Origin of the sequence: Serratia marcescens (genome assembly GCF_006715005.1) — a bacterium.
In the GTDB taxonomy this organism is placed as follows: Bacteria; Pseudomonadota; Gammaproteobacteria; order Enterobacterales; family Enterobacteriaceae; genus Serratia; species Serratia montpellierensis.
In genome coordinates this window covers 1550523-1574826 of the sequence record NZ_VFMJ01000001.1, presented here as the reverse complement: position 1 = coordinate 1574826, position 24304 = coordinate 1550523, and the positions used below count along the sequence as shown (strand labels likewise).

The following is a 24304-nucleotide window of genomic DNA, read 5'->3' as shown; positions in this document are numbered from 1 at the left end:
TGCACGTCATGCACGATTATCGTGCAATGCGTGATTAGAAGGTGTAGCTCACACCCGTCATCAACAAACCGGTGTAGGATTTATCCACCATCGGACTGTCTTTCACTTCATCAGACAACTTCACATAGCGGCCGACGAAGAAGGCATTCCAGCTTTTGTTGATCTGGTAATTGGCGCTCAGTTCGAGATACGGCGCCCAGCTATCGCCTGGGGTGTAGCTGTCCAGGCCGCTGCGGCGCGACTCATTGGCGCTGACGCCATAGTAGTATTTGTTCTGGTTCTTGCTGTTCCACATTACGCCCACGCCCGGGACCAGCGTCAGCGCGTCCAGATCAAACTTGTACAGGTAAGCCACATCGCCCACCAGCCCGTTGCTGTTGTTCAGCGTGTCGCCGGTGAAAGTGGTACGGATAGTGCCCCACTCGGCGTTGTGCGAATAGGCCAGGCCGGCCATCAGCGTGCCGCGGCGCTTGTCGAGACGCTTCATGCGATCGTCGTCGCTGTCGCCCGGACGGTAGCCCCATGGCGTGTAGTAACCCATGATGCTCAGCTGGTTTTCTTGATCCTTCCACAGGTAGTAACCGGCGGTCAGAGTACGGAAGTAGAAGTCGTCACCTTCGTAGTCGATAACGGGCACCGGATACACGCGGTCCTGATAACCACGATACGCGTCCGGGCTAACCAGCGCGGCAGCGCCGAGTGACCAGGTTCCCGCCTGAGCACTTTGCGCACAAACCATTGCGGAAGCGATAATTGCTAGCGTTTTGAGTTTTGAAATCTTCACTGGTTCTTTTTCCATAAATTACAGGGTTAATAGCTGCAACAGTTTATGTGAAAATTTAGTTACGCGCCTAATCTTTACAATAGAAAACGACCAAGATCGAATAACTTATAGCGGAATTATGAATTAATCATGGCGGAACGATGACGTTTCATCCCGCAGGCCGCGCCAGACAAGGCATTTGGCTCACACGGTAATAACTGAGTCATTGATATGACTTAAAAAAAGCTTTTTCTGCGGCAGGAAATTTTCCGGCAAGCAAACTAAGCTTAAATCAGAAGGTGAATTTATCCTGGGCCCAGTGGCATACAGCGCAACTCGCGATAATAAGCGCACCAAGTTGGCATACGGGTTGCTGTACTCAGGCGTATTCTCATCTTTCGGGAGCCAGAACACTATCACACGCTCTCTTTAACCTGTGCTAATAACGAAAGGACGGGCATCATGAACATATTTGACCACTATCGCCAGCGCTACGAAGCTGCCAAGGACGAAGAGTTCACACTGCAGGAATTTCTTACCATTTGCCGGCAAGATCGCAGTGCCTATGCCAACGCGGCCGAACGTCTGCTGATGGCTATCGGTGAACCTGTGATGGTCGACACTGCGCTAGAATCACGCCTGTCACGCCTGTTCTCCAACCGCGTGATCGCACGTTATCCGGCCTTCGAAGAGTTCTACGGCATGGAAGAGGCCATCGAACAGATCGTCTCTTACCTGAAACACGCCGCGCAGGGCCTGGAAGAGAAGAAACAGATCCTGTATCTGCTGGGCCCGGTGGGCGGCGGTAAGTCCTCGCTGGCAGAACGCCTGAAGGCGCTGATGCAGCGCGTGCCCATCTACACCCTCAGCGCCAACGGCGAGCGCAGCCCGGTCAACGATCATCCTCTGTGCCTGTTCAATCCACAGGAAGATGCCTCGATCCTGGAAAAAGAGTTCAATATCCCCAGTCGCTATCTCGGCACCATCATGTCGCCGTGGGCGGCCAAGCGCCTGCATGAGTTCGGCGGTGATATCACCAAGTTTAAAGTCGTGAAAGTGCGCCCTTCCATTCTGGAACAGATCGCCATCGCCAAAACCGAACCGGGCGACGAGAACAACCAGGACATCTCTGCGCTGGTCGGTAAAGTGGATATCCGTAAACTGGAGAACCACGCGCAGAACGATCCGGACGCCTACGGCTACTCTGGCGCCCTGTGCCGCGCCAACCAGGGGATAATGGAATTCGTCGAGATGTTCAAAGCGCCGATCAAGGTGCTGCATCCGCTGCTGACCGCGACCCAGGAAGGCAACTACAACGGCACCGAAGGCATCTCCGCCCTGCCGTTCAGCGGCATTATTCTGGCGCACTCCAACGAATCCGAATGGGTGACCTTCCGTAACAACAAGAACAACGAAGCGTTCCTCGACCGCGTGTACATCGTCAAGGTGCCTTACTGCCTGCGCGTGTCGGAAGAGATCAAGATTTACGACAAACTGCTGGACCACAGCGAGCTGACCCACGCGCCCTGCGCGCCGGGCACCCTGGAGACGCTGGCGCGGTTTAGCGTGCTGTCGCGGCTGAAAGAGCCGGAAAACTCGAGCATTTACTCGAAAATGCGCGTGTATGACGGCGAAAGCCTCAAGGATACCGATCCGAAAGCCAAGTCCTATCAAGAGTACCGCGACTACGCCGGGGTTGACGAAGGCATGAACGGCCTCTCCACCCGTTTCGCCTTTAAAATCCTTTCGCGGGTATTTAACTTCGATCACGCCGAGGTGGCGGCTAACCCGGTGCACCTGTTCTATGTGCTGGAACAGCAGATCGAGCGCGAACAGTTCCCGCAGGATTTGTCCGAGAAATACCTGGAACACCTGAAAGGCTACCTGATCCCAAAATACGCCGAGTTTATTGGCAAAGAGATTCAGACCGCCTATCTGGAATCCTACTCGGAATACGGACAGAACATTTTTGATCGCTACGTGACCTACGCGGACTTTTGGATCCAGGATCAGGAGTATCGCGATCCCGATACCGGTCAGCTGTTCGACCGCGAGTCCTTGAACGCCGAACTGGAAAAAATTGAAAAACCGGCCGGCATCAGCAACCCGAAAGATTTCCGCAACGAAATCGTGAACTTCGTGCTGCGCGCCCGCGCCAACAACAACGGCCGCAACCCGAACTGGACCAGCTACGAGAAGCTGCGTACCGTGATCGAGAAGAAAATGTTCTCCAATACCGAAGAGCTGTTGCCGGTGATTTCATTCAACGCCAAAACCTCGACGGACGAGCAGAAAAAACACGACGACTTCGTCGACCGCATGATGGAGAAAGGCTATACCCGTAAGCAGGTGCGCCTGCTGTGTGAATGGTATCTGCGGGTCAGAAAATCCTCATAACGCCTCAGGTAAGCGGCATTATCAGGGCCATGTCCACAGTCATGGACGTTGCAGCGCAGCCCACGGAGGGGCTGCACATTGCGCTGTAGCGGCCGGGACATGAAGAGTTGGCAACGTCGTTTGGGGGAAGTATGGCCTATTTCATTGACCGACGGCTGAACGGCAAAAACAAGAGCATGGTGAACCGCCAGCGCTTCTTGCGTCGTTACAAGTCGCAAATCAAACAGTCGATTGCCGAAGCCATCAACAAGCGTTCGGTCACCGACGTAGACAGCGGGGAGTCGGTCTCCATCCCCACTGACGATATCAACGAACCGATGTTTCATCAGGGGCGCGGCGGCACGCGCCATCGGGTGCATCCGGGCAACGACCACTTCGTGCAGAACGATCGCGTTGAGCGGCCTCAGGGCGGTTCAGGCGGTGGCGGCGGCCAGGGCAACGCCAGCCAGGATGGTGAAGGCCAGGATGAATTCGTCTTCCAGATTTCTAAAGACGAATATCTCGATCTGTTGTTCGAAGATCTTGCCCTGCCCAACCTTAAAAAGAACCAGTACAAGCAGTTGACCGAGTTCAAAACCCACCGCGCCGGCTATACCGCCAACGGTGTGCCGGCCAACATCAGCGTCGTACGATCGCTGCAAAACTCGTTGGCGCGGCGTACCGCCATGACCGCTGGGAAAAGGCGCGCGTTGCACGAACTGGAAGACGAGTTGAACCAGCTGGAAAACACCGAACCGGTGCAGTTGCTGGAAGAGGAGCGGTTACGCAAGGAGATTGCCGAACTGCGCAAGAAAATCGAAAGCGTGCCGTTTATCGACACCTTCGACCTACGCTACAAAAACTATGAGCGCCGGCCGGAACCCTCCAGCCAGGCGGTGATGTTCTGCCTGATGGACGTGTCCGGCTCGATGGATCAGGCGACCAAAGACATGGCCAAACGTTTTTACATCCTGCTTTATCTGTTCCTGAGCCGTACCTATAAAAACGTCGAGGTGGTCTATATTCGCCACCACACCCAGGCGAAAGAGGTGGACGAACAGGAGTTCTTCTATTCGCAAGAAACCGGCGGCACCATCGTCTCCAGCGCGCTGAAATTGATGAACGACGTCGTCGAAGAGCGCTACGACCCGGCGCAATGGAATATCTACGCCGCGCAAGCGTCGGACGGTGACAACTGGGCCGATGACTCACCGCTGTGCCATGAGCTGTTGGCGAAGAAGATCCTGCCGATGGTGCGTTACTACAGCTATATAGAAATCACTCGTCGCGCTCACCAGACGCTGTGGCGCGAATATGAGGATCTGCAGGCGAAATTCGACAACTTCGCCATGCAGCATATCCGCGAGCCGGACGATATTTATCCGGTATTCCGCGAACTGTTTCGCAAGCAGACCGTGTAATCATAAAAACGGCCGGAGAATGTATGCCCGGCCGTTTTATTTATCAACGAATTCAAATGCTATTTCTGCGGGGTGCATCCGCATCCGGCGTCAATCATAGAGTCAACTCACCTGAATACAACACGGGGCCGGTCGGTTGCTGGCTCGGTGAGCCACCTAACGGCTCCAGGCTGATGGCAATCGTTGCTCCTTTAACTAAATCAGCATCTGCCAAATAAAACTGACTCACGCCTTTCACGTTCACGAGCCCAATTGAAACGGGTTTATGTCCTACAGGAATCAGCCATAGTTCAAGACTTTTCCCGTCCGGAATAGCGGCGAGCCCTAAGGGGGTTATACGAACAATTTTTCTTTGACCGTCTGAACTAACGACCCACGTCCCTTGATTCGTTCCATTCAGCACAACTAGCGGTTTCAGCTCTGGCGTACGCCAATAAAACCACGAACTCAGGCTCAATGCGCCCAATCCCGCAGCAAGCCCCCATGCAATATAGTTTCGCACGCGCCGTCGGGGCGAAGCGTATCGAGGCAGATTTAATTCGATTCTTTTCCAAACGCTTTCAGGGGGCGATATTGGCGTGATATCGATATCCAGCCCTGACCAAATACTTTGCCATTTTCCAACCTGGTTAGCTAAAACGCTATCCGTTTTCAGACGGCGCTCAAAATGCAGCCGAGCATTCCCTCTGAGCGTGCCAAGAGCATATTCTGCAGCCAACATGTCATCACTTTCGCGTCTGTTCATAGGCCCAGGCAATCCTTTAGATGTGCTAGCGCCCTGCGGACCCAGCTTTTTACCGTACCCAGCGGTTGCTGCAACCAATCAGCGATATCCGCGTGCGACATCCCTTGATAATATGCCAAAGCAATACTTTGCCGTTGTTCAGAAGTCAGATGCTTCAAACAGTCATTTAACTTTTTAGCCAGCTCCTCCTCATCACCCTGGCTTTCATTTTCCGACTGAGGGATTTGATCGCTATATTCTTCTTCCAGTTCCACATGGCGCCCGTGCCGGCTACGCAATCCATCAATACATCGATTCCTTATAATATGAGTAAGCCATGTCATAGGCGAACTCATGGTAGGGTCATAATCTCCAGCACGTTGCCATATGGTAAGAAAGCCGTCGATCAGAACCTCTTCTGCCCACTGACGATTACGCAACATGCGTAGCGCAACGGCGAATAAACATGCGGATGTCGAACTGTACAGGCGTTCAAATGCTCGGCGATCGCCATTAGCGATCGCCTTTAAGCACATTATCTGGTTTTCTTTCAACGAGTGATCCATGCCATTCCTAAAGCGGTTAAGCTTTGCCCATTTCGAGTATAGGCATTACTTTGGCATTAGCACGGTATCAATAACCTCAATTACACCGTTTTGCTGTCGCACATCATAGGTGCTGATGTTGGCGACGTCGCCTTTGGCATCTTTGATCTGAATATTATGCGGACCGTTATTCATAAACCATAGCGACTGGCCATTGACGGTTTTGAGTTCCGCCCGTCCTCCGCCTTGCTCAATTTTTCTCTCCAGAGCTTTCATGTCATAGTTCCCCGCCACGACGTGATAGGTCAACACGCTGGTCAACAGAGTTTTGTTCTCCGGTTTTAGTAGATTATCCACCGTACCGGCAGGCAATTTGGCGAATGCGGCATTCGTTGGCGCAAAGACCGTATAAGGTCCTTTGCCTTGCAAGGTATCGACCAAGCCGGCAGCTTTAACCGCCGCAACCAGCGTCGTATGATCTTTTGAATTCAGCGCATTTTGCACAATGTTTTTTGAGGGGTACATCGCAGCCCCCCCAACCATCACGGATGCCGAATCAGCGGCAACGGCCAGGGTTGCGGCGCTGAACAATAATGAGCCGGTGAAGATAGTGGAGATAAGCGTTTTCATGATTAAGTCCTCAACGTAAGCGGAGCGGAAGTGTCGCTCATTACTGATATACGCATGAGGGGCGCCAAGTGGATGCACGGATGGCAAAAAATAACGCAAAAGGAACGAGCACCTTTACAAAGATCCCTAACAAATACATGCTCCGGTGCTGACAGCCACTTTCCATTCTTTCTTCTGAGGTTATTCCTAAACATTCGCCTCCATGCCTGCGCGGCTTGATAGGAATATTCCCATTCAGTTATCGTTACTTTATCGCTTAAGTCCTTTCCTAAGCGAAATTTGCCTCATTTTATTTTTCCATGGCTTCTCAGCCCGCCACGGTGGGCATTTACCTGTCAGCAGGTTAGACATCATGATCGACTACACTCTCTTTGGCCTCAACAAACAAGATGTTGATGAATACCATAAGCAAATTTGCTGCCTGCTCGGCAAAAGCGTGCTACTGGTGCTGACCGCCAACAAGCCGATAACCAAACAGAACCTGCTCGCCTGCCTTATCCAGGAGGTGGAAAAACAGCCCGATGATTATTTTCAGAGACTGCATCGTGCAGCAATAGAAATGATCGGCGTCAACGGACGTTAAGGCGATATGCGCAAGGCGGAAATCTACGCCATTATTGCCACCCTCGTGGTGTTAATGATGATGTTCATCATTAACCTCGATAGCGATATCAACCCTTATCCCTAATAAGCGCCTATTACGCCGGCTCTTTAGCCCGGCGTAATAGGCAGCGAAGGCATACTCGGTTATAGGCTGTCACCTTTTAGCCAGATGACCTTCCTGCCTTGCTTTATACAGAACCGGCCGCTTCGTCAATCAATCCCGCCACCTCTGCGGCATGGGAAACCAGCGAAGCATGGCTGGCATTCAGCACCATGACTTTCTTTGCCTGCAGCCGCTGCGCCATATGCCGCTGATTCTCCGGCGCTATCATGCGATCGTCACTGGAGAGTTGATACCATGACGGTTTATGTTTCCAGGCTGGTTCATTGATAGTGTTACCGAAGGTATCGGCCAGCGGAGCCTTCTGCGCCACCGCCATCACCAGCGCCTCATCAGCGGTCAGATCCTGGCAAAAGCTCTCATGAAACTTGTCGGCTTTGATCCACAGATAGCCGTCGCTGTCCGGGGCCAGATTCGCGACCGCCGCAGGGGGATGCGCTTGCGTAATACCGCCGGGGCTTTCTCCAGCGTCCGGCGCAAAGGCGGCAATGTAGACCAGGCCGACCACGTTAGGCTGGTTGCCCATTACCGTGATCACGGCACCACCGTAAGAGTGCCCCACCAGCAATACCGGTCCCGCTTGCTGCGCGACCATCTTGCGCGTGCGTTCCGCATCCTCGGCCAACGAGGTCAGCGGCATTTCCACCGCATGCATCGCCGAATATCCCTTACGCGACAACTCGAGGATGACCTTACTCCAGTGCGCGGCGCCGCCCCAGAATCCGTGGACCAGCACGATGGTTGGTTTTGTGCTCATTGACGACTCCTTCATCTCATATGGAGGCACTGTAGACAGGTCAACAGCCGCCCTTCGGGACGCGCCTTACTGCCGGCGACGTCGCGCGATCCCCATTTTATATAGTTAGCCTCGCGGCATTCGGCAATAGCTACGACGGGTTAAGGGGTCGATTTTCAGACGCCGTCATGACCTTGCGAGGCGGCATAAGCCGTGGTGACAGCGCGAAAAATAGGATTAAAACTAGGATTTTTACCCATGTCGATCTAAAATCTCACGCAAAAACAAAGACAAGTAAATCCTATCTGCCGGGAAAAGGAATGTAGTTGTGAAGGAAATGATCTCCATCGTTTTGATGACGTGCCTGCTGGCGCTGCTGTTTTCGTGGCTGTTCGTCTACGGTCTTAACATTCATTAAACCTGCGGCGGCAATAAATACCCCTCCCCAACTGGCAAACAAGCGCATCGGGACGATGCGCTAAAACCGCCCCCAAAGCGCCCACGAAAGCAAAACCTGACGCTATCTTGCCTTAACCTTTCCGCCCACAGATACATCAATAATATTTACAGATAACAGTCCTATCCCCTTTCGGCATCCCGCGCCAACTTTTTTCTTACCTGGCGCAGCCCCGCCAAAGTGAGGGCTTGCCGACGCAAAATGTTACCGGTAACTATGTTGTTGATTTCTTTTCGTAATAAACGTAAAGCTGTTAATAACCCTGTGTTCTTTATAGAAATAAATTATGCAATCTTATGGATAAAGGTTGGAATTAACGGCCGTGGGTCATTGATTATCGCCCGCCAAGCTCCTAGAATTCGCGCGTAAAAATACAACTGGGATCGGGTTTCATGTCGTCGCTGTGGGTTGCAACGCAATACTGTTATTTTATTGGTCTGTTAGTTTCTATGGTTTTCACCTATCTGGTTAGCCGGGACACCGTCAAAATTCGCTGTATCAGCGCGCTGACCATCGGGTTAACCTGGCCGTTGAGTCTGCCGGTCGTGTTGCTGTTTTCGCTGTTCTAATCCCCCAATAGACCTCGCGGCGGGCTTGGTTTTTTAAACAGCCATGCTAATGAAAAAGGGAAGGCCGCCGGCGTCGCGGTTTTTTGGCGTGGGATAAAAAAAACGCCAGCGCAAGGCTGGCATGAAAACTGGAAGCAATGTGAGCAATGTCGTGCCGGTTCGGGGGGCACAGAAGGAGACAACCCTTTCCCCTCACCGGCCAAAAGATGATAATACGTCTCATTATTGATTGTAAAGTCATTTCCCTGCGCGACTTTTTCCCTTTGGTAAAATATCAGCCGCGCGCCGCTCGCCAGCACCGATACAACCGCCCGGCGCCCCACACCAGCAGCCACAGCAAAATATTCACCCCCAACCATAGCATCAGCAAGTAGAAGAAAGTTTGATAACCGGGTATGCCCCGATCGGCCAAAAACGGGTTAAAGTGCAAAAATTTGACGATCGCGAAGGGGTTAAGATTAAAACGGTTGAACACGGCCGCCGTCAGCAGCGGCGGCAACAGCGTGTAAAAAGCCAGGCTGAACAGCAGCAGAACCTTAGTACCCGAAGTGTTTTTATAATCTTTCATATCAATATATTACGTCTTTCATCAGGGTGCGAAAACTGCCAAACACTCACACACCAGCCGACCTCGAGAGAGAAAAAGAGTTCCAGGCCAGCGCGGAAATAAAGCCGATCCTGTGTTTAATCGTCATTTAGCGCCCGGGTGATATATACCCTGTGAATTTTAAATTACGATGCCGCCGCGCCGTCTTCAACCGTCGCGTTTGCCTGGCGTCATCAGGAGGCATTAATGAAACCGGACGCACTCTCCCTGCCGCCGAGCCCGAAAAAACTCAAAGTGATCTACGGCTGGTATATATACGTGATCTATATCCTGCTGGTTTTCAACATTTACATGGCGGTCTACAACGTCTGCGTTCGGCACCCGCTTGAAGCGCCCCTGCTGTCGCTGTTTCACAGCCTGTTCCTCGCGTTGATGCTGCAGCAGGTGCTCAAGAAGAACGTCGTTTTCGCCTGGATCTTGCTGAGCTATTTTATCCTGATGCGCCTGTATTACGCCAATGTGCTGCATGTGGAGTTCACGCTGGTGAGCCGTGGCCTGGTACTGCTGATTCTGACGCTGCTGCTTACCGGCGCCGTGGCCGTCGGGCAACTGGCCACGCCCCCGCAGCGGCATGATTGGCTGGCGCGGCTGGGCTGGCGGCAATGGGGAGCGCTCACGGCGCTGGCGGCCATCCTGACCCCGTTGATTACCACTGACTACCTTGGGTAAACCCGACGCTATTTGGGGATATGGGGTTCGGAAATATCTACGATGCGGCATATTTTGGTGTAGTTGCCCGCCTTCTCACAGATCTTGTCCGTGACAAACACGCTAAGGTAGCCCAGCAGCAGCAAGTAGCCAACCATGCACAGAATAAAGATAAGCGTTCTCACCGATAGCGACCAACCAGACAAGAGTATCCCAAACATCATAACCTGAACGCGGCGCTTTAAAAGGATTTCATGTGCGCACCGGCCGCATCGGCGCACGTTCTGTAGTAACATTAAGCTACCCCACCAACCACCGGAAACGCCGATGCACCATCTGATGTTAGATATTGAAACCCTGGATATAAAACCCAGCGCCGTCATTCTGGTGATTGCGGCGGTGTTTTTTGATCCCCGAACCGGGGAGCTGGGCGCCGAATTCGAAGCCGCCGTCAGCAGCCAGAAAGACCAACCGGGCCGTACCATCAGCCTGGATACGGTCGCCTGGTGGGCGAAGCAGTCCGATGAAGCGCGCAAGCAGGCCTTCGGCGGCACCGAGAGCCTGAAGCGCGTGCTGAGCAGCCTTAGCCGCTTCATCCATATGAACAGCACCGATACGGTGAAAGTCTGGGGCAACGGCAAAGAGTTCGACTGCGCGATCCTCGAGCATGCCTTCCAGCAGTTGGAAATGCCCTGCCCGTGGAAATTCTGGGATACTCAGGACGTGCGCACGGTGATCACGCTGGCGGAACTGCACGGCTTTAACCCGAAAAAGACCCGCCCGTTCGAAGGCATGCCGCATCGCGCGCTGGATGATGCTCGCCACCAGGCCCGCTATGTGGCCGATACCGTCTCGGCGCTCTATTACCGCCAGGGGGCGCAGCGCTGACCCGCTTTGCCCCTTTTCATTTGCCGCCAGAGTCTCTACTCTAGCCCTCTTTGTCACTCGGACGTGCCTTTCCTGTTATGCAAAAGTTTCTGTTTATGCTTCTCAGCCTGGTGCTGCTCGGCCCATTAGGCATCGATCTTTACCTGCCAACCATTCCCGCCATTGCTGTCGGCCTGGGCAGCAGTGAAGCGCTGATCCAATCCACCATATCGCTGTTTATACTGGTGCTCGGCCTCGGCCAGGTCATCGCCGGCCCGCTGGTCGATAACTATGGACGCAAGCCGGTGGCGCTGGCCGGCATTATCCTCTACATGATCGGCGCCGCGATGGCGGCGCTGGCCACCAGCCCGACGGTTTTCATCGCTTCGCGTCTGCTGCAAGGGGTGGCAGTTTGCTGCACCGCCGTCGTCGCCTTCAGCGGCGTGCGCGATCGCCTGAATGGTGACGATGCCGCCCGCGCTTTCGGCTTTCTCAACGGCACGCTGAACATCATCCCGGCGCTGGCACCGCTACTCGGCGGCCTGCTCGCCGAAGCCTTCGGCTGGCGTGCCCCTTTCTGGTTCCTGGTCGGCTATGCGCTGCTGGTGTTGGTGCTCATCGCGCTGCGCCTGCCGGAAACCCGCCCCGCCGACACCGTGCCGGTCAAAGGGCTGCCGGTACGCCAATATGCGCGCATCCTCAGCGAACGCCGCTTCCTCGCCTTTGCGGTGGTGAACTCCGGGGCGATGGGCATGGCGCTGACTTACGTTTCCCTGGCACCGAACGTGCTGATGGGTACCGCCGGCCTGACCCCGCTGCAATTCTCGCTGGTGTTCGGCGCCAACGGTTTCTGGATCATGCTGGTCAGCTTCTTCGCCAACCGCATCATCCACAAGGTTGGCCGCCCGGTTTGCCTGGCGACCGGCGGCATTTTGATGGGGCTGGGCTGTCTGGGTCTGCTGCTGGGCGTCCTGCTGTTGCCTGCGATGGCGCAAGCACACTGGCTGGCGTATATGCTGCCGGTCGCCAGCGCCTGCGCCGGGTTGGCGTTCGTGATGGGTCCGGCCACCAGCTACGCGCTGGAGCCGTATTCCAATGAGGCCGGCGTCGCGTCCGCGCTGGTCGGTTTCGTGCAGATGGCGGGCGGTGCCGCGCTGGGTTTGGTGGCGATGGCGTTGCCGCTGCAACCTAAGCTCTCGCTGGCGTTGGTCATGCTGGCGGGCTGCCTGCTGGCGCTGCACGCACGGCGGCTCAGCAAGCAGATTAAAGGGCAGATTAGAAAAGTCGCCTGAGCCGCGGCTCAGGCTTCGGTGACGACCGGCACCCGCGCCGCTAACGCCGACAGCAGCTCATAGCCTAACGTCCCTGCCGCCGTGGCCACCTCGTCCACCGGCAGGCGTTTCCCCCACAGCTCCACTTCGGCGCCCAGTTCGACTTGCGGACAGGGCGTCAGATCCACCGCCAGCATGTCCATCGATACCGTTCCCAGTGTGCGCGTCAGCACACCATCAACCCATACCGGCGTACCGGTCGGCGCATGGCGCGGATAGCCGTCGGCATAGCCGCAGGCCACCACGCCGATACGCTGTGCGCCGGCGGCGCTATAACGGCCGCCGTACCCCACGCGATCGCCAGACTTCAGCTGCTGAATGCCGATAATCTCGCTGCTCAGCGTCATCGCCGGCTGCAGTCCCGTCGACGCAACATCATTCCAGCTACCGCTCGGCGAAGCGCCATACAGAACGATCCCAGGGCGAATCCAGCTGCCATGGGTCGAAGGATGCCACAGCGTGGCGGCCGAATTGGCGAGGCAGCGCGGCAGCGGTATATCGGTAGCCGCCGCCTCGATAGTGGCCATCTGCTGGGTTACGCCTTCCGGGCCGTCGGCGGTAGCGAAATGGCTCATCAGCGTCAGCTCGGCGATGTTGGCAACCGCCTGCGCCCTTTGCCACACCTCACGCAGCCGCTCGGGTGCGAACCCCAACCGATTCATGCCGCTGTTCACTTTCAGATAGACATTGAGCGGCGCGCTCAGCGTGGCGTCGGCGATCGCCGCCAGCTGCCAGTCACTGTGCACCGCCGTCGTCAGACGATAACGATCGAGCAACGCCAGATCCTGCTGCTGGAAGAAACCTTCCAGCAGCAGGATAGGCCCTTGCCAACCCGATTCGCGCAGCAGCACCGCTTCGGCCAGATCCAGCATGGCGAAGCCGTCGGTTTGCGCCATGCTGCGCCAAACGTGTTTGATGCCGTGGCCATAGGCGTTGGCTTTGACCACCGCCCACACTTTGGCGCCGGGGGCGAAACGGCGTACCACCTGCAGGTTATTTTCAATCGCGCCGAGATGCATCGTGGCGGTTATGGGACGGGGCATCAGTTCTCCTTGGGGCAGCATACAGCGGCCACGCGCGCCTGCGCGTGGCCGGGAAAGTCTATGACAGCGTCGACGACTAACGTGCGGGATGCACGTCGTTCAGCGGAACCGCGTGTTGCTGGCGAAACCCGGCGCTGTAACGCGCCACCGCCAGATCGTCGGAAGGGATCGCCGGCGTAATGCCGGACATCAGGTCGGACAACAACTGCCCGGAACCGCAGGCCATCGTCCAGCCCAACGTGCCATGCCCGGTATTGAGATACAGGTTCTTCAGCGAAGTGCGGCCGACAATTGGCGTGCCGTCCGGCGTCATCGGCCGCAGGCCGGTCCAGAACGTCGCGTCTTCCACTCTGCCGCCGTTGGGGTAGAGATCGCGTACCACCATCTCCAGCGTTTCGCGCCGTTTTTGCTCCAGCTGCGTGTTGAAACCGACGATCTCCGCCATGCCGCCAACGCGAATACGCTGGTCGAAGCGCGTGATGGCGATTTTATACGTCTCATCCAATACCGTAGAGAACGGCGCCGCCGCTTCGTCGGTGATAGGAATGGTCAACGAATAGCCCTTCAGCGGGTAAACCGGTATCGACACCAGGCCGCGCAACAGCGCCGTGGAGTACGAACCGAACGCCACCACGTAGCTATCGGCCTTGAACACTTCCTCACCACACTGCACGCCGGCAATCTTGTCGCCCTCCACCAGCAGGCGATCGACGCTGCGGTTGAACAGAAAAGTCACGCCCGCCTGCTCTGCCATCTTCGCCAGCTGTTGCGTAAACAGCTGGCAATCGCCGGTCTCGTCGTTCGGCAACTGCAGGCCGCCGGTCAGCTTGTGCGCCACCTGGGCCAGCGCCGGCTCAACACTGGCGAGCTGGCTGGCCTCCAGCAGTTTGTAAGGCACCCCGGCATCTTCCAATACCGCAATGTCTTTCGCTGCGTTTTCGAACTGTTGCTGGGTGCGGAACAGCTGCAGCGTGCCGCCCTGGCGGCCTTCGTATTGGATCCCGGTTTCCTGCCGCAGCGCCTTGATGCAGTCGCGGCTGTATTCCGCCAGGCGCACCATGCGGCCTTTGTTAGTCATGTAGTGTTCGGTGTTGCAGTTTTTCAGCATCTGCCACATCCAGTTGAGCTGGAAGCTGCTGCCGTCGAGGCGGATCGCCAACGGCGTATGGCGTTGGAACATCCACTTAATGGCCTTCAGCGGCACGCCCGGCGCCGCCCAGGGAGCGGCATAGCCCGGTGAAATCTGTCCGGCGTTCGCCGCGCTGGTTTCCAATGCCGGGCCAGGCTGGCGATCGATCACCGTCACCTCATGCCCCGCCTTCGCCAAATACCAGGCACTGGCTACGCCCACCACTCCACTACCTAAAATTACCACTCGCATCGCTGACTCCAGCCCAAGGCTTCACAAAGCATAATCTTCTGCTCACAGGAAATTAACTCAGTGAAAAAATCCGTCCAACAACTTCGTCATCAAACGTGACAATATTCACAATTAATTTATCGTCGATGGGCTCAGCATTTGCAATAGCCACCTGAAAATAGCGATAAGATGCGGTTTATGGGGGAATATGGCGTCGTGTCGCCGCTGAATCGACATCAATGCTATCAATGATAGCAAGGAAAAAAGGCGTGATAAGCAACAATGATTTAACAGAATATAAAAATATCACCCAATACATAAACAGAATAAAAAACCAATAAAATAAAAAACACCAACATAACAAACAAAGCGAGGTGTCTCTCCCCACAGCAGAAAAATCGCGTAAAATTTCAGCGCAACATTAACCCTTCTTTTAATGATGGAATAAAACGGCCGATTATCTTGGCCCCGCTCGTTTGTGTTGAGTACTGCAGCACGATATGAACGTTAAAGCCGGAAGCAAGCCCTAAAATTCACACTGTCGCTCTTCCGGAGAATCCCTTATGTTCATCGCCATCTACCGGTTCTCAGTCAAAACCGGACACGAACAAGCCTTTCGCCAGGCTTGGCTTGAGTTGACCCAAGGCATCTATCTGCAACGCGGCAGCCTCGGCTCCCGCCTGCATCGTGATGTAGGCGGGCAGTTTATTGGCTATGCGCAGTGGCCAAGCCGCGCCGCATGGGAAAGCGCCGGTGATATTCAGCTGGATGAACGCTATCGGCAAGCCCGGGAACGAATGCGCGCGACGTTATTGGCGGATGAAACGTTATTTGAAATGGCAGTGACGGACGATTACCTGCAAATCAGACCGTTTGATTGAGCACAAGCCCACGCAAGCGGGCTTGTGGTTGCGGGGAAAGCGGCATCAATGATGCAGCATCTCGTCCACGACTTCTTTGGTCTGCAGCTGGAAGGGATAATAGGTCGGCCAGTTGTCCATCTCTTTCAGCAACGCCTCCTGCGACGTGTTGCCCATAAAGATATGGAAATGCGCTGATTTGCGCGGACCGATAATGTGATCGCTGAACTGCACGAATTTCGGCGCCAGGCTGCCGGCATCCTGGCATTCGAACAGATAACGCACGCCCTTTTTACCGGAGACATACGTCAGGATCTTATGCCCGGCGTACTTATACTGACAGGCGCTGGATTGGTCGCCACGATGAAACTCCATGACGCCGTTCTCAATGCCGATAGTATCCACATCGGTGGCATACCCTTTGCGGTAATACGCCTTCACTTCTGCGAAGGTCTTGCTCTTATCCTGCGCCGCCTTCTTCTTGAACACCGGATCGAGATCCCCATTGAGCAGATAAGGATACACGGATTGCCACACGCCCTCCCAATCCGCCAGGTCGCGATCTTTGACGTCTTTATCGTCGAACACGCCCGCTTCCGCCTTTTTTTCCACTTCCGTCAGCGGTTTGCCATGTGAATGATGCCCGTGGGCAAGCGCCTGCCCGCTGATAAACAGCGCTGCCAGCGCCACCGCCAGTTTGCCAAAATGCCTCGCCAAAAGATGCTCCTTGTCCATCATTGAGAAAATGAAAAGTTACAATATAACATAACAAATTTCAATCCCTGCCGCGCTGCAGAGTTGCTATTGCGCCCCTCTGCCGCAGGGTTATACTCGAAAAGGAAGCATGGTGCTGTGCCGCCTTCTGCCGGGACGGACGCGGCACCGGCGGGCGCTGGATTGACTGCCGTTCGCACCCCTGCGTACCGACATTTTTATTTCACTGATTTGCAACGGTTAATTATGACTTGAACTATGCTTGTTACAGGGCCTGCCGTTTGAGCGAGGCCCGTGAATAATGAGGGTGCGCTGATGACTACTTCAACACGTGAAAAGGTTAAGGATGATAAACGTCTGAGCGATGGACCGGACTGGACGTTCGAACTGCTGCAGGTGTATTTGGAGCAGGTCGACCGCGTCGCCAAACATTACCGGCTCGACACCTACCCCCATCAGATCGAGGTAATCACCTCCGAACAGATGATGGACGCCTATTCGAGCGTCGGTATGCCGATCAACTATACCCATTGGTCCTTCGGCAAGAAATTCATCGAAACCGAGCAGCGCTACAAACAAGGCCAGCAAGGGCTGGCGTATGAAATCGTCATCAACTCCAATCCCTGCATCGCCTACCTGATGGAGGAGAACACCATCACCATGCAGGCGCTGGTGATGGCGCACGCTTGTTATGGCCACAACTCGTTCTTCAAGAATAACTATCTGTTCCGCAGCTGGACCGACGCCAGCTCCATCGTCGATTATCTGCTGTTTGCTCGCCACTACATCAGCCAGTGTGAAGAACGCTACGGCGTCGAAGAAGTGGAGCGGCTGCTGGATTCCTGCCACGCGCTGATGAACTACGGCGTCGACAGGTACAAACGTCCGCAGAAAATCTCGTTGGTCGAAGAGAAGGCGCGTCAGAAAAGCCGCGAAGAGTATCTGCAAAGCCAGGTGAATACGCTATGGAAAACCCTGCCGCGCGTCGAGCGCGAAGAGTCTCCGGAGCAGGCGCGCCGCTATCCGAGCGAGCCGCAGGAAAATATCCTCTATTTCATCGAGAAGAATGCGCCATTGCTGGAACCCTGGCAGCGTGAGGTGCTGCGCATCGTGCGCAAAGTCAGCCAGTATTTTTACCCGCAAAAGCAGACTCAGGTGATGAACGAAGGCTGGGCCACTTTCTGGCACTACACCATCCTCAACCATCTGTACGACGAGGGTCGGGTGACCGAGCGGTTTATGCTGGAGTTTTTGCACAGCCACACGAATGTGGTCTATCAGCCGCCGTATAACAGCCCGTACTATAACGGCATCAACCCTTATGCGCTGGGCTTCGCCATGTTCCAGGACATCAAGCGCATCTGCCAATCGCCGACCGAAGAAGATCGCTACTGGTTCCCGGACATCGCCGGCAAAGACTGGCTGGACACATTGCACTTCGCCATGCGCGACTTCAAGGACGAAAGCTTTATCAGCCAGTTCCTGTCGCCCAAAGTGATGCGCGATTTCCGGTTGTTCACCGTGCTGGACGACGATCGCAACAACTACCTGGAGATTGCCGCGATCCATAACGAAGCCGGTTACCGGGCGATCCGCCAGGAGCTGTCGGCGCAATACAACCTGAGCAACCATGAGCCGAACATTCAGATCTGGAACGTGGACCTGCGCGGCGACCGCTCGCTGACGTTGCGCTATATCCCGCAGGAGCGCGCGCCGCTGGATAAGAGCCGCCGCGACGTGTTGAAGCACCTGCATCGCCTGTGGGGCTTCGACGTGATTCTCGAGCAGCAAAACGAAGATGGCAGCGTAGAGTTGCTCGACCGTTGCCCGCCGCGGCCGACGCCGCTGTAACCGCCACAACGACAAAGGGCGCCGCAGGGCGCCCTTTCTTATTTCATGAATACGCGATTAGCGACGCGCTTCAGTCAGATCGCTCGGCATGGTGCCCTGCATGCTCTGCCAAATCGCCCCGCTGTCTTTACCGTAGTTGCGCACGGTGTCCATCACCTGGTCGTACAGCTTCTCATGGCACAGCGTGGACAGCTTGCTGTAGAAGGTCAGCGCCAGCTTGCGCGCTTCCGGGTTGGAGAAGTAGTAACGGCCCACGCGGGTATACAGCCCTTTCAGGCCGTTGAAAATCAGGCCATAGATCGGATTGCCGGAAGCGAACGCCAGACCACGGAAGATCTCATAGTCCAGGACATTGAAGGCATCCGCCTGATCTTCCACCTCGGCGGCTTTCGCCAGCACTTCCTGCGCCTGCTCAGGATGATTGCGCACCGCAGCGCGAATAAAGATCGACGCGATATTGGTACGCACAGACAGCAGGTTATCGATCAGTTGCGGGACGCTTTTGTGATCGAGACGAGCCAAGGTCTCAAGAATATTGAGGCCGGACGTTTCCCAGAAATTGTTCACTTTGGTCGGTTTGCCATGCTGAATGGTCAACCAGCCATCGCGGGCAAGACGTTGCAACACTTCACGTAACGTGGTGCGCGTGACGCCAATCAACTCCGAAAGCTCACGCTCCGCGGGCAAAATAGAGCCAGGGGGGAAGCGATTATTCCAAATACTCTCAATAATGTACTCTTCCGCGAAACCGGCAGGACTCTGCGCCTTTATGACCATGTGTTTGACGTTCCGTTGCGACGATAAAATCAGTAAAAGTAATCAGCTCATCATACCAGATCACATAGACATGACATAGCGTGAGCGAAAAACAATAAACGAAAGTGTGCATAAAGTGGCAAAAAACGCGCAAAAACACCGGTCGGAAGAAATTTGCCGCCGTAAAACAAGCTCCGGTTGCGCCCGCCCCTGCCGCATTGTTAGGGTACGTGCTACGACTGATTTAAGGATGCATAAAGGACAATGGAAACAACCCTGCGCAGCGCCCTGCTCAAAAATTTTCTGGGGCAATCTCCCGACTGGTACAAACTGACTATTCTCATTTTCCTGGCGATCAACCCTTTGGTGTTCTTTTTCGCCAGCCCGTTTATCGCGGGTTGGCTGCTGGTGGTCGAGTTCATCTTTACCCTGGCAATGGCGTTGAAATGCTACCCGCTGCTGCCGGGTGGCCTGCTGGCGCTGGAGGCGGTGGCCATCGGCATGACCAGCCCGGCGCAGGTCTCGCAGGAAATCGAACATAACCTGGAAGTCTTGTTGCTGCTGGTCTTTATGGTGGCCGGCATCTACTTTATGAAGCAGCTGCTGCTGTTCGTATTCACCAAGCTGTTGCTCAACATCCGTTCGAAAACGCTGCTGTCACTGGCGTTCTGCCTGGCCGCCGCTTTCCTTTCCGCCTTCCTCGACGCGCTGACGGTCGTGGCGGTAGTGATTAGCGTGGCCACCGGTTTTTATTCCATCTATCACAACGTGACGTCGAATCGCCCCGATGGCGACATCGGCGATGACAGCGATTTCACCGGTGAAGAGCGCAAGCAGACGCTGGAGCAATTCCGCGCCTTTCTGCGCAGCCTGCTGATGCACGCCGGCGTCGGCACCGCGCTCGGCGGGGTCATGACCATGGTGGGCGAGCCGCAGAACCTGATCATCGCCAAAAGCGCGGGCTGGGGCTTTATCGATTTTTTCCTGCGTATGGCGCCGGTCACGCTGCCGGTGTTGGTGTGCGGCCTGCTGGTTTGTTGGCTGGTAGAGCGTTTTCGCCTGTTTGGCTACGGCGCGCAGTTGCCGGAGGCCGTGCGTGACGTGCTGAAAGAATATGATCGCAAGGCCACCGCCGGCCGCAGCAAGCAAGAACGCCTCAAGCTGGTGACGCAGGCGCTGATCGGCGTTTGGCTGGTGCTGGCGCTGGCCTTTCATCTGGCGGAAGTGGGGTTGATCGGCCTGTCGGTGATCATCCTCGCCACTTCCCTGTGCGGCGTGAACGACGAACACGCCATCGGCAAAGCGTTCCAGGAAGCGCTGCCGTTCACCGCCCTGCTGACGGTGTTTTTCACCGTGGTCGCGGTGATCATCGAGCAGCACCTGTTCAGCCCGGTGATCCAGTTTGTGCTGCGCGCCGATCCCGCCTCTCAGCTTTCGCTGTTCTACCTGTTCAACGGCCTGCTGTCTTCGGTTTCCGACAACGTGTTCGTCGGCACGGTATACATCAACGAGGCCCGCACCGCGCTGGAGAACGGCACCATCGCGCTGAAGCAGTTTGAGCTGCTGGCGGTCGCCATCAATACCGGCACCAACCTGCCTTCGGTCGCCACCCCTAACGGCCAGGCCGCGTTCCTGTTCCTGTTGACGTCGGCATTGGCGCCGTTGGTGCGTCTGTCGTATGGCCGCATGGTCTGGATGGCCCTGCCTTATACGGTAGTACTGACGGTGGTCGGTCTGCTGTGCGTCCAGTTCACGCTGGAGCCGGCGACCGAGCTGTTGACACAGTGGCATTGGCTGGCGCTGCCGCCCATTGACGCCGTCGGCCACTAAGGCGGCGCCGGCAGGGTGAACCGACTATTTTTACGCTGAATCCGGCCCAGGTGGCTGGCAGCGAGGAGGAATTGGTTTACACTGCCGGTTCAATTGCTTACTGCATGGAAGAATCTAGATATGTTGCAATTCTTTAACCGCTGTTCACAAGGACGCGGCGCCTGGCTGCTGATGGCCCTGACAGCGTTGGTGTTGGAACTGGTCGCACTCTATTTCCAGCACGTTATGCTGCTGCAGCCGTGCGTCATGTGCATTTACGAGCGTTGTGCGCTGTTCGGCATCCTCGGCGCTTCGCTGGTGGGGGCCATCGCGCCGAAAACCCCGCTGCGCTATGTGGCGATCTTGCTGTGGATCTACAGCGCCTGGGAAGGCCTACAGCTGGCGTGGAAGCACACCATGATCCAGTTGCACCCTTCGCCGTTCAATACCTGCGATTTCTTCGTGAGCTTCCCTTCGTGGCTGCCGCTGGACAAATGGCTACCGGCGGTGTTCCACGCTTCCGGCGACTGCTCCGTGCGCCAATGGCAGTTCCTGACGCTGGAAATGCCACAGTGGCTGGTCGGCATCTTCGGTGCCTATCTGCTGGTGGCGCTGATTGTGCTGCTCGCACAGTTTGTTCGCCCACGTCGGCGCGATCTGTTCGGCCGCTAATCGGCAGACAAACAAAAAATGGCGCCGAAAGGCGCCATTTTTTTAGGGGATTGCGGTCAAATTCAGAGATAACCCCATTTCAGGTATGTGTAAGGTAATAAACGAGCACAATCAGCACTCCAGCCACGGCAAACAGACGGATCATTTTCATTGTTATACTCTCGAACATGCGGGAGAGCGGCCAAATTACCCAACTTATCGTTTAAAAAGAAGCATTCCGGCTCGGTCAAGCGCGTAATTTACATAACATTAAACTTCTGCGATGACGGCAGGCAAAAACGGGCTATGCCAACGCTTGGTGTTCGGCCTTCGGGCAGCAATAAATTACCGTTACTTATGAACGACTGCGTTTTTGTCACATTCAGAGCACAATATTTTGGTGAAGTTTACCCATAAAATCCTTATAGTATCGGCAAAGTGAGTATTACCGATTTCCCTGGTGTTGTTGTGTGTCTTGCCCCTCATCTTTGCAGGGGCTTTTTTCCTCCCCCCATCTGATTTGCGCATATTCCCTTTAGCCCAAGCCTCCACTCACCGTTCGCGCACTAATGATTAAAATCATTCGCGATGCTTTCCTTATGCTAAATGACGTTGTGATTTTCACCCTTTCTTTCAGTGAGTCAGGCCCTGTCTCTGGCTGACTACAGCACGTCAATGCTATCAAGGACACGATTCTATGCCGGATACCATCTTGCCCCCTGCATCTCAGCCCCCCTTTCTGCGCCGCCTGCTGCTTAAAGCCGGGAAAAGATTCCTGCGCTGGAACGGTGAGTTTCAGACCCGCCATTCGCTAATCTCGACTACGCCGCAGATCGGTAATCATGAATTTAACTGGGTGGCGACGCTGGAAGCCCATTGGCCGACAATTCGAGAGGAATTGGATCGGCTGCTGGAGCATCCGGAAGATATCCCCGCTTTCCACCAAATATCTCCGGATCAGAAACGCATCTCTAAAGGGGATAACTGGAAAACCTTCGGGCTGTTTGTCTACGGGCAGCGGGTTGATGAAAACTGCGCCATTTGCCCGCGCACCGCACAAGCGGTCAGCGAGATCCCCGGCATGCGCACCGCCATGTTTTCAATCCTTAAACCGCACTATCACATCGTGCCCCACAAGGGCCCGACCCGTGCCGTGGTGCGTGCGCACCTGGGATTGATCGTGCCAAAAGATCGAGAAAAGCTTTGGATCCGCGTGGACGATCAGATCCTCCACTGGGATGAAGGCAAGGTGATTCTATTTGATGACTCTTACGAGCACGAGGTCCGCAACGACACCGACGAGCTGCGTGCGGTGTTGTTTCTCGATATCGACCGGCCGATGGACAAGGTGGGTACGGCGGTGAATAAACTGCTGTTCAGCCTGATCAAAGCCAGCCCGTATGTGAAGCAGCCGCTGAAAAACCTGGCTAACTGGCATCGCCGCGATAAAAAAGCGTGAAGTGCCGGCTTATGCCATAAAACCAGCGCCCGTGGGTAACGCTCTGGATAGCACAGAGGGCGGCGTGTCTGAACACGCAGCCCTCTTGCATGAAGCCCGTCTTACCCTGCAAGCGCCTGCCTTTATCTGGCCCAGTCCGGCTTGTTGAGGATATGGTCCTGCCAGTCCACCACCTCACTCTCGCGCACCGCAATGTGCCGCACCGTGATGCGCTCGCCGTGCATCGCCGCCTTGGAGCCGCTCAGCAGCGGGTGCCAGGGGAACAGCGGCTTGCCTTCACCGATCAGGCGATAGGCGCAGGTCGGTGGCAACCACTCAAAGGTAGTGAGGTTCTCGCGCGTCAGTTTGATGCAGTCTTCTTCCAGCTCAAAGCGCCGCTCATAGTTACGGCATTGGCAGGATTTGATGTTGAGCTGGTTGCAGGCTACGTTGGTAAAATAAATCTCGTCGGTATCTTCGTCGATCAGCTTATTCAAACAGCATTGCCCGCACCCGTCGCACAGCGATTCCCACTCTTGTTCTGACATTTCCGCCAGCGTTTTCTGTTGCCAAAAAGCGAGTTGTGACATGTTAGCGTCCGGTTTCGGTAAATGGATAAGTCACCTGCGCACAGGTTCGAGGGGGGACTATATAGACATTTTAGCCACAAGATGCAAGCTTTGCCGCCGACGGCGCCGGCGGCAAGGAGAAATCAGATCACGCGGGTGCTGAGCATTTTGCCGTTCAGGCTGATTTTCAGCATGTCGCCGGAGGCCATCGGGCCCACGCCCTGCGGCGTGCCGGTCAGGATGATATCGCCAGCGCGCAGCGTGAAGAAACGGCTCATGTAGCTGATAAGCGGCAGGATCGGCGTGATCATGTCACGCGTATTGCCCTGCTGGCGCAGTTGTTCGTTGACGGTCAACGACAGCTCGGCATTTTGCGGATCGCCGAATTCCGCCACCGGGATAAACCCCGACATCGGGCAGGAACCGTCGAAGGCCTTGGCCTTTTCCCACGGCTGACCGGCTTTTTTAAAGCCCGCCTGCAGATCGCGCAGCGTCAGATCGAGCGCCACACCGTAGCCGGCGATAGCCCGCGCAACGCGGTCTTCGTTGGCCTGTTTCAACGGCGTACCGATCAGCACCGCCAGCTCTACCTCATGGTGTACTGAACCGAATTCTTTAGGGATGGCCACCGGCTGGCGGATATCGCACAGCGCCGTTTCCGGTTTGATGAACACCACCGGCTCGACGGAAACCGCGCTGCCCATTTCCTTGATGTGATCGGCGTAGTTGCTGCCGACGCAAACCACCTTGTTCACCGGGAAATCGAGCAGCGAACCCTGCCAGTCTCTATGTTGATACATACCGCTTCTCCCAAACTGTAGAGGCTTGGCGCGCCAAGCCGATTATTGGTGTGCC

24 protein-coding genes are annotated in these 24304 nt (G+C 55.5%); 12 read left to right on the top strand and 12 right to left on the bottom strand.

Annotated elements, in window-relative coordinates; translation table 11 throughout:
- Positions 1–34: 34 nt before the first annotated feature.
- Positions 35–799 (bottom strand): MipA/OmpV family protein, encoded by a 765-nt coding sequence (locus FHU12_RS07515; protein WP_025303095.1) that lies wholly within the window; start codon positions 797–799, stop codon positions 35–37.
- Between the two features lie 426 nt (positions 800–1225).
- Here FHU12_RS07515 and yeaG point away from each other — a divergent pair, with 426 nt between their 5' ends.
- Positions 1226–3160, top strand: a complete 1935-nt coding sequence (gene yeaG, locus FHU12_RS07510) for a protein kinase YeaG (RefSeq protein WP_141968420.1) — start codon at positions 1226–1228, stop codon at positions 3158–3160.
- 131 nt (positions 3161–3291) lie between these two features.
- Positions 3292–4560: a YeaH/YhbH family protein gene (locus FHU12_RS07505; RefSeq protein ID WP_038877203.1), complete on the top strand. Its 1269-nt coding sequence runs from the start codon at positions 3292–3294 to the stop codon at positions 4558–4560.
- 94 nt (positions 4561–4654) lie between these two features.
- Here FHU12_RS07505 and FHU12_RS07500 read toward each other — a convergent pair whose 3' ends face one another.
- The 3 genes from FHU12_RS07500 to FHU12_RS07490 are packed head-to-tail and all read right to left on the bottom strand — an operon-like array spanning position 4655 to position 6459.
- The gene (locus FHU12_RS07500) at positions 4655–5305 is read right to left on the bottom strand and encodes an anti-sigma factor (protein ID WP_141968418.1); all 651 of its coding nucleotides are present in this window, start codon (positions 5303–5305) and stop codon (positions 4655–4657) included.
- A complete protein-coding gene (locus FHU12_RS07495) occupies positions 5302–5850 on the bottom strand; it encodes an RNA polymerase sigma factor (protein ID WP_141968416.1) in 549 nt (182 codons plus the stop codon). The genes FHU12_RS07500 and FHU12_RS07495 overlap by 4 nt, the downstream gene beginning before the upstream one ends.
- A gap of 45 nt (positions 5851–5895) precedes the next feature.
- Complete coding sequence (locus FHU12_RS07490) at positions 5896–6459, bottom strand: fasciclin domain-containing protein (RefSeq protein ID WP_141959428.1); 564 nt, start codon at positions 6457–6459, stop codon at positions 5896–5898.
- Positions 6460–6811: 352 nt separating this feature from the next.
- Between FHU12_RS07490 and FHU12_RS07485 the strand changes: the two genes are divergently transcribed.
- Positions 6812–7042 carry a biofilm development regulator YmgB/AriR family protein gene (locus tag FHU12_RS07485; protein WP_084827704.1) on the top strand — a complete coding sequence of 77 codons (231 nt, stop codon included), beginning with the start codon at positions 6812–6814 and terminating at the stop codon, positions 7040–7042.
- Positions 7043–7250: 208 nt separating this feature from the next.
- Here the strand turns inward: FHU12_RS07485 and FHU12_RS07480 are convergent, their stop codons facing one another.
- Positions 7251–7940 carry an alpha/beta hydrolase gene (locus FHU12_RS07480; protein ID WP_141968414.1) on the bottom strand — a complete coding sequence of 230 codons (690 nt, stop codon included), beginning with the start codon at positions 7938–7940 and terminating at the stop codon, positions 7251–7253.
- A gap of 828 nt (positions 7941–8768) precedes the next feature.
- On the opposite strand from FHU12_RS07480, the gene FHU12_RS07475 reads away from it, so the two are divergent.
- Positions 8769–8945 carry a GhoT/OrtT family toxin gene (locus FHU12_RS07475; RefSeq protein WP_025159799.1) on the top strand — a complete coding sequence of 59 codons (177 nt, stop codon included), beginning with the start codon at positions 8769–8771 and terminating at the stop codon, positions 8943–8945.
- Positions 8946–9219: 274 nt separating this feature from the next.
- Here the strand turns inward: FHU12_RS07475 and FHU12_RS07470 are convergent, their stop codons facing one another.
- Positions 9220–9513: a hypothetical protein gene (locus FHU12_RS07470; protein WP_141968412.1), complete on the bottom strand. Its 294-nt coding sequence runs from the start codon at positions 9511–9513 to the stop codon at positions 9220–9222.
- 225 nt (positions 9514–9738) lie between these two features.
- Between FHU12_RS07470 and FHU12_RS07465 the strand changes: the two genes are divergently transcribed.
- The 3 genes from FHU12_RS07465 to FHU12_RS07450 all read left to right on the top strand — a co-directional run bounded on the left by FHU12_RS07465 (position 9739) and on the right by FHU12_RS07450 (position 12359).
- The gene (locus FHU12_RS07465) at positions 9739–10221 is read left to right on the top strand and encodes a hypothetical protein (protein ID WP_141968410.1); all 483 of its coding nucleotides are present in this window, start codon (positions 9739–9741) and stop codon (positions 10219–10221) included.
- A gap of 306 nt (positions 10222–10527) precedes the next feature.
- Complete coding sequence (locus FHU12_RS07455) at positions 10528–11088, top strand: 3'-5' exonuclease (RefSeq protein WP_100395682.1); 561 nt, start codon at positions 10528–10530, stop codon at positions 11086–11088.
- 77 nt (positions 11089–11165) lie between these two features.
- Positions 11166–12359 carry a multidrug effflux MFS transporter gene (locus FHU12_RS07450; RefSeq protein WP_141968408.1) on the top strand — a complete coding sequence of 398 codons (1194 nt, stop codon included), beginning with the start codon at positions 11166–11168 and terminating at the stop codon, positions 12357–12359.
- An 8-nt stretch (positions 12360–12367) separates the two neighbouring features.
- On the opposite strand, the gene dadX is transcribed toward FHU12_RS07450, so the two are convergent.
- Both dadX and FHU12_RS07440 read right to left on the bottom strand, forming a co-directional pair.
- Positions 12368–13441 (bottom strand): catabolic alanine racemase DadX, encoded by a 1074-nt coding sequence (gene dadX / locus FHU12_RS07445; RefSeq protein ID WP_141968406.1) that lies wholly within the window; start codon positions 13439–13441, stop codon positions 12368–12370.
- Positions 13442–13517: 76 nt separating this feature from the next.
- Positions 13518–14822 (bottom strand): D-amino acid dehydrogenase, encoded by a 1305-nt coding sequence (locus FHU12_RS07440; RefSeq protein ID WP_141968404.1) that lies wholly within the window; start codon positions 14820–14822, stop codon positions 13518–13520.
- A 542-nt stretch (positions 14823–15364) separates the two neighbouring features.
- Here FHU12_RS07440 and FHU12_RS07435 point away from each other — a divergent pair.
- Positions 15365–15682 (top strand): antibiotic biosynthesis monooxygenase family protein, encoded by a 318-nt coding sequence (locus tag FHU12_RS07435; RefSeq protein WP_141968402.1) that lies wholly within the window; start codon positions 15365–15367, stop codon positions 15680–15682.
- A 45-nt stretch (positions 15683–15727) separates the two neighbouring features.
- Here the strand turns inward: FHU12_RS07435 and zinT are convergent, their stop codons facing one another.
- Positions 15728–16378: a metal-binding protein ZinT gene (gene zinT / locus FHU12_RS07430; protein WP_141968400.1), complete on the bottom strand. Its 651-nt coding sequence runs from the start codon at positions 16376–16378 to the stop codon at positions 15728–15730.
- A 312-nt stretch (positions 16379–16690) separates the two neighbouring features.
- On the opposite strand from zinT, the gene FHU12_RS07425 reads away from it, so the two are divergent.
- The gene (locus tag FHU12_RS07425) at positions 16691–18226 is read left to right on the top strand and encodes a SpoVR family protein (RefSeq protein ID WP_141968398.1); all 1536 of its coding nucleotides are present in this window, start codon (positions 16691–16693) and stop codon (positions 18224–18226) included.
- Positions 18227–18283: 57 nt separating this feature from the next.
- Here FHU12_RS07425 and fadR read toward each other — a convergent pair whose 3' ends face one another.
- Positions 18284–19003, bottom strand: coding sequence for a fatty acid metabolism transcriptional regulator FadR (fadR, locus tag FHU12_RS07420; protein WP_141968396.1), 720 nt, complete (start codon positions 19001–19003; stop codon positions 18284–18286).
- Positions 19004–19246: 243 nt separating this feature from the next.
- Between fadR and nhaB the strand changes: the two genes are divergently transcribed.
- The 3 genes from nhaB (at position 19247) to FHU12_RS07405 (ending at position 22901) form a co-directional block, all read left to right on the top strand.
- A complete protein-coding gene (gene nhaB, locus FHU12_RS07415) occupies positions 19247–20812 on the top strand; it encodes a sodium/proton antiporter NhaB (protein ID WP_141968394.1) in 1566 nt (521 codons plus the stop codon).
- 120 nt (positions 20813–20932) lie between these two features.
- Positions 20933–21463, top strand: a complete 531-nt coding sequence (gene dsbB, locus FHU12_RS07410; RefSeq protein ID WP_141968392.1) for a disulfide bond formation protein DsbB — start codon at positions 20933–20935, stop codon at positions 21461–21463.
- 676 nt (positions 21464–22139) lie between these two features.
- Positions 22140–22901, top strand: coding sequence for an aspartyl/asparaginyl beta-hydroxylase domain-containing protein (locus FHU12_RS07405; RefSeq protein ID WP_141968390.1), 762 nt, complete (start codon positions 22140–22142; stop codon positions 22899–22901).
- Between the two features lie 122 nt (positions 22902–23023).
- Here the strand turns inward: FHU12_RS07405 and ycgN are convergent, their stop codons facing one another.
- Together ycgN and FHU12_RS07395 are read right to left on the bottom strand one after the other, a co-directional pair.
- Positions 23024–23470, bottom strand: a complete 447-nt coding sequence (ycgN, locus tag FHU12_RS07400; protein ID WP_025303110.1) for a cysteine cluster protein YcgN — start codon at positions 23468–23470, stop codon at positions 23024–23026.
- 122 nt (positions 23471–23592) lie between these two features.
- A complete protein-coding gene (locus FHU12_RS07395; RefSeq protein ID WP_141968388.1) occupies positions 23593–24249 on the bottom strand; it encodes a fumarylacetoacetate hydrolase family protein in 657 nt (218 codons plus the stop codon).
- Positions 24250–24304 lie beyond the last annotated feature (55 nt).